Source organism: Phenylobacterium sp. (assembly GCF_036502675.1).
Classification (GTDB): Bacteria; Pseudomonadota; Alphaproteobacteria; order Caulobacterales; family Caulobacteraceae; genus Phenylobacterium.
This window is the reverse complement of the sequence record NZ_DASXYF010000038.1, coordinates 1-3,553: the sequence shown is the minus strand read 5'-3', so window position 1 is coordinate 3,553 and position 3,553 is coordinate 1. Positions and strand designations below refer to the sequence as shown.

The 3,553-nt window shown below is 67.7% G+C and carries 5 protein-coding genes, 1 tRNA gene and 1 pseudogene; 6 read left to right on the top strand and 1 reads right to left on the bottom strand.

Annotation, left to right across the window (positions count from 1 at the left end):
* Positions 1–300: 300 nt before the first annotated feature.
* The 3 genes from VGL30_RS04510 to nusG all read left to right on the top strand — a co-directional run bounded on the left by VGL30_RS04510 (position 301) and on the right by nusG (position 1,330).
* Positions 301–376: transfer RNA gene (locus VGL30_RS04510), tRNA-Trp, on the top strand.
* A 110-nt stretch (positions 377–486) separates the two neighbouring features.
* Positions 487–762, top strand: coding sequence for a preprotein translocase subunit SecE (secE, locus tag VGL30_RS04505; protein ID WP_331537223.1), 276 nt, complete (start codon positions 487–489; stop codon positions 760–762).
* A gap of 4 nt (positions 763–766) precedes the next feature.
* Positions 767–1,330 carry a transcription termination/antitermination protein NusG gene (nusG, locus tag VGL30_RS04500; RefSeq protein ID WP_331537221.1) on the top strand — a complete coding sequence of 188 codons (564 nt, stop codon included), beginning with the start codon at positions 767–769 and terminating at the stop codon, positions 1,328–1,330.
* A gap of 63 nt (positions 1,331–1,393) precedes the next feature.
* On the opposite strand, the gene VGL30_RS04495 is transcribed toward nusG, so the two are convergent.
* The gene (locus VGL30_RS04495; protein WP_331537219.1) at positions 1,394–1,957 is read right to left on the bottom strand and encodes a hypothetical protein; all 564 of its coding nucleotides are present in this window, start codon (positions 1,955–1,957) and stop codon (positions 1,394–1,396) included.
* A gap of 198 nt (positions 1,958–2,155) precedes the next feature.
* Between VGL30_RS04495 and rplK the strand changes: the two genes are divergently transcribed.
* The 3 genes and pseudogenes from rplK to VGL30_RS04480 all read left to right on the top strand — a co-directional run.
* Positions 2,156–2,587 carry a 50S ribosomal protein L11 gene (rplK, locus tag VGL30_RS04490; RefSeq protein ID WP_331537217.1) on the top strand — a complete coding sequence of 144 codons (432 nt, stop codon included), beginning with the start codon at positions 2,156–2,158 and terminating at the stop codon, positions 2,585–2,587.
* A 2-nt stretch (positions 2,588–2,589) separates the two neighbouring features.
* Positions 2,590–3,291, top strand: coding sequence for a 50S ribosomal protein L1 (gene rplA, locus VGL30_RS04485; RefSeq protein ID WP_331537215.1), 702 nt, complete (start codon positions 2,590–2,592; stop codon positions 3,289–3,291).
* Between the two features lie 76 nt (positions 3,292–3,367).
* Positions 3,368–3,553 (top strand): annotated as a pseudogene (locus tag VGL30_RS04480) (acetyltransferase); the annotation flags it as partial.

Sequence of the window (3,553 nt, the reverse complement as noted above, 5' to 3'; positions counted from 1 at the left end):
CCGCGAGGGTGGCCGCACGGTGGGCGCCGGCGTGGTCTCCAAGATCATCGAATAGTCCCAGCCCTGCAGGGACGCCCATGATCAGGCCGCCGGCGGGAAACCCCGGCGGCCTTTTCATTGGCACCCCCGCCGGCGCCGGCGGGACGCGAAATCAGTCTCGGTTCCGCCGCGCCGGCGCCCCGATCCCGCCCTTGCCCGCAGGGTTGGCCCCTGCTAAACGAGCCGGCTCCGGCGATGAGCCGCGCGCGCCGGGAGGCTCCGCCCTTCCGGCGCTTTGTTCATTGGCCGGAGGGAGATCGTAGGAGTGTAGCTCAGCTGGTAGAGCATCGGTCTCCAAAACCGAGGGCCGGGGGTTCGAGCCCCTCCACTCCTGCCACTCTATATGAGTACGCCAAGTCTAACGTTACGGGCGGGCCGCCAGGCTCCCCGGTGTAGGAAAGTCCCAGATCCGCGATGGCCAGGAAACCCGGCTCGACTCCGCAAGCGATGAGGAACCGCGCCAACAAGACGGCGGCGGTGATGGCTTCCGGCGGTCCGGTCGCTCAGGCGCCTGCCCCCAAGAAGCGCACCAGCCTGGCGCAATTCGCCAAGGAAGTTCGCCTCGAGGCCCGCAAGATCACCTGGACCAGCCGGCGCGAGACCTGGATCACCTCGGTGATGGTGGGGATCATGGTGGTGCTGGCCGCCGTGTTCTTCCGCGTCGTCGACATTGTCATCGCCTTCGGGATCAACTGGATCCTGAAGCTCGCGAACGCTGGATAACCCCATGTCCGAAGCCGAAGCCCCCGCTCCCGCCACGAACCACAAGTGGTACATCGTCCACGCCTACTCGAACTTCGAGAAGAAGGTGAAGGAATCGATCCTCGAACAGGCCAAGTCGCATGGCCTGGAGGACCAGTTCTCGGAAGTGCTGGTGCCCACCGAGGACGTCGTGGAGATCCGCCGCGGCCGCAAGGTCAACACCGAGCGCAAGTTCTTCCCGGGCTACGTGCTGGTGAAGATGAACCTCACCGACGAAGCCTACCACCTGATCAAGAACACCCCGAAGGTGACCGGCTTCCTGGGAAGCGGCTCCAAGCCGATGCCGGTATCGGAGCGCGAGGTCGCCCGGATCATCGGCGCCATCGAGGAGGGCGTGGAGCGGCCGAAGCCCACCATCCAGTTCGAGATCGGCGAGCAGGTCCGCGTCACCGACGGCCCCTTCGCCAGCTTCAACGGCTCCGTCGAGCAGGTGGACGAGGAGCGCACCCGCCTGCGGGTCACCGTCTCCATCTTCGGCCGCGCCACCCCGGTGGAGCTGGAATACAGCCAGGTCGAGAAGACCTCCTGAGGCGCTTGCCCCGGCGTTCGCACTGACGGGCATGGCCTGGCGCGGCTTCTCCGCCCTATGCCATCACCCTGAAGGGCTGGGGCTGGAAGACTTTCCGGACGGCGCGCCATCCCCATCCCCGACCCTTCCCCCCTCCAGGGAGAAGGGAGAGAGCGGGTCGGGATCGTTGTCGGGCGGGGCCGGCGACAGGCCGAGGCCCTTGCGGATGCGGGCGATGCAGGCCTCGACGGGGCCGTGGGCGAATTCCTCGTAGAGGGTTTCCTCGGAGAGCAGGTCGTCGAGCTCGTCCAGCAGGCGATCGGCCTCGTCGCTTTCGCGTTCGTCATAGACGGCGCGGGTGACGGCGGCCTGCACCTGGGTCTTGCGGGTCTCGACCGCCCGGGCGGCCAGGACGCGGTGCGTCTTGGCCACGTCCTGCCGTTCGCGGGTCAGCCGCATCTCCAGGGCGATGGTCAGGCGCACCGAGCGGGAGATGCGGTGGAAGGCCAGCGCCAGGGCTTCGGCGGCTTCCGTGGTCTGCGCGGCGGCGGCCTTGGCGGCCAGCTCGCGGCCCAGGGTCAGGCCGAGTTCGGCGAACTCCGCCAGGACGCGACCGTGCCGCTCCGCCATCTCTTGCTTCGAGACCATGAACAAAACAGGAACATGAGGCGGGCCCATTGTCAAGGTTTTTCGTGCGGAAGGGCGGTGCGGTTGCCGCGCCAACCCATTCCTGCTAATGCCGCCCGCTTCGCACCGGTCCGCCGGCGCGAGCCTTAAATCCGTGGGAGGGGCGCCAACCCCGCACCACGGCTCAACCGTCCGGACCCCGGACCACAGAGGACATCCATGGCCAAGAAGATTCTGGGCTACATCAAGTTGCAGGTGCCCGCCGGCGCCGCCACCCCTTCGCCGCCCATCGGGCCGGCGCTGGGCCAGCGGGGCGTCAACATCATGGGCTTCTGCAAGGAATTCAACGCCCGCACCGAGAAGGAGCAGAAGGGTACGCCCCTGCCGACGGTGATCACCGTCTACCAGGACAAGTCTTTCACCTTCGTCACCAAGACCCCGCCCGCCAGCTACTTCATCAAGCAGGCGCTGGGCCTGAAGTCGGGCTCCAAGACCACGGGCCGCGAGGTCGTGGGCAAGATCACCCGCCAGCAGCTGCGTGACATTGCCGAAAAGAAGATGAAGGACCTCAACGCCAACGACGTCGAGGCGGCCGCACGCATCATCGAGGGCTCCGCCCGTTCGATGGGCCTGGACGTGGTGGAGAGCTGAGCATGAGCAAGCAGACCAAGCGCCTGAAGGCCCGTACCGGCGACCGCTACGTCAACCTGCCGGTCGAGGAAGCGGTGAAGCTGGTGAAGGCCAACGCCACCGCCAAGTTCGACGAGAGCGTCGAGATCGCCGTCAACCTGGGTGTCGATCCCCGCCACTCCGACCAGAACGTGCGGGGCGTCGTCGCCCTGCCGTCCGGCACCGGGCGCGACGTGCGCGTCGCCGTCATCGCCAAGGACGCCAAGGCCGAGGAGGCCACCGCCGCTGGGGCCGACATCGTCGGCGCCGAGGACCTGGTCGAGCGCATCCAGGGCGGCTTCATGGACTTCGACCGGGTGATCGCCACCCCCGACATGATGGCCCTGGTCGGCCGCCTCGGTAAGGTGCTGGGCCCGCGCGGCCTGATGCCGAACCCGCGCGTCGGCACCGTCACGCCGAACGTCGCCCAGGCGGTCAAGGACGCCAAGGGCGGCGCCATCGAGTTCCGCGTCGAGAAGGCCGGCATCGTCCACGCCGGCGTCGGCAAGGCCTCGTTCACCGAAGAACAGCTGCTGGTCAACGTGCGGGCGATGATCGACGCCCTCAACAAGGCCAAGCCGTCGGGCGCCAAGGGGACCTACATCAAGAAGGTCAGCCTCTCCTCGACCATGGGTCCGGGCATCCGCATCGACGCCGGCGCCTATGGCGGCGGCGCGGCCTCCTGAGGCTCTAGGGTCTTCGTAGACGAACCCAAGGGGGGGCGGCGGCGACGTCGCCCCCTTCTTCTTTCCAGGATGCGCCATGCACGTGACGCTCGAAACCGCGGCCGGGAAACGCCAGACGGTCGAGAACCTGTTCCAGCTCTACGTCCACGACTTCGCCGACTTCTGGGTGACGCGGCAGATCGAGCTGGGCGAGGACGGCCGCTTCCCGCCCTATCCGCCGCTGGCCGCCTACTGGTCGGAGCCGGACGCCGAGCCCTGGCTG